This is a genomic window from Streptomyces sp. NPDC040718, assembly GCF_055593565.1.
Window position 1 is genome coordinate 1 of record NZ_JBVIXO010000046.1, and the last position, 1,306, is coordinate 1,306.

General features: G+C 66.8%; 1 protein-coding gene. It reads left to right on the forward strand.

Annotated features, from left to right (window positions below; genetic code table 11):
* Window positions 1-15: 15 nt before the first annotated feature.
* A partial coding sequence (locus ACZ597_RS35585; RefSeq protein ID WP_471339613.1) for an MFS transporter occupies window positions 16-1,306 on the forward strand: 1,291 nt, incomplete at its 3' end.

Below are 1,306 nucleotides of genomic sequence, written 5' to 3' on the forward strand. Positions count from 1 at the left end.
TTCTCAGGAGAATTGTTGAAAGTCACCGGCAAGGAGAAGGCCGCCCAGCCGCGTCTGGGCAGCAGCTTCAACAAGGTGTGGGTGGCCTCGATCGCCTCGTCCCTGGGCGACGGCGTCCAGCTGGCCGCACTGCCCCTGCTCGCAGTCCAGCTCACCACCGACCCCCTCCTCATCGGCGCCGTCGGCGCCATCGGCACCCTCCCCTGGTTCCTCCTCGGCCTGCCCGCCGGAGCACTCGTGGACCGCTGGGACCGCAGAAAGACGATGCTCCGCGCGGACATCTTCCGCTTCACCGTCCTCGCCCTCCTCACCACCGCCGTACTCACCGACCACGCCAACATCTTCCTGCTCATCACCGCCGGATTCGCCCTCGGCTGCGCAGACATCTTCTTCGACATCTCCGCCCAGGCCGTCCTGCCCGTCGTCGTCACCGGAGACCAGGCACTCATCCGAGCCAACAGCCGCATCTCCGCAGCCCAGATCAACGGCGAACAACTCGCCGGCCCCCCGCTCGGCGGCGTCCTCTTCACCCTGTCACAATCCCTGCCCTTCCTCGGCAACGCCCTCTCCTTCCTCATCAGCGCCCTCTTCGTCGGCTCCCTCAAGGGCGACTTCACCAACCCCCCCACCGAACAACCCCCCCGCCGCAACCTGCGCGCCGAAATCTCCGAAGGCCTGCGCTGGCTCCTCAAACACCGCGTCCTGCGCACCCTCTCCGCCACCGCCGCCGTCGGCAACCTCGTCTTCACCGCCAAAATGTCCCTCCTCGTCCTCCTCGCCAAAGACCAGCTCGGCCTCGGCGACATCGGCTACGGCCTCCTCCTCAGCTCCACCGCCGTCGGCGCCTTCACCGGCAGCTTCATGTCCTCCACGATCTCCAAGAAGATCCAGGTCGGCACCATGCGATGCATCGGCATGACCGTCGAAGGACTCGCAGTCGTCGGACTCGGCCTCACCGACAACCCCTGGACCGCCGGCGCGATGATGGCCGTCATCGGCTTCTCCATGAGCGTCCAGATCGTCATCGTCGGCGCCCTGCGACAGCGCCTCGCCCCACCCGAAATCCGCGGCCGAGTCCTCTCCGCAAGCCGCCTCATCTCCCTCATGGGCGCCCCCTTCGGAGGAATCCTCGGCGGCTACCTCGCCAGCACCGTCAACCTCCAAGCCCCCTTCGTCATCGGCGGCCTCCTCATGACCCTCGTCGCCCTCGCCAGCCTCCCCGCACTCAGCAACCGCTCCATCCAACAAGCCACACAAGAAGCCACCACCACCACAACCCCCACACCCAACCAACTCGCAACCAAGT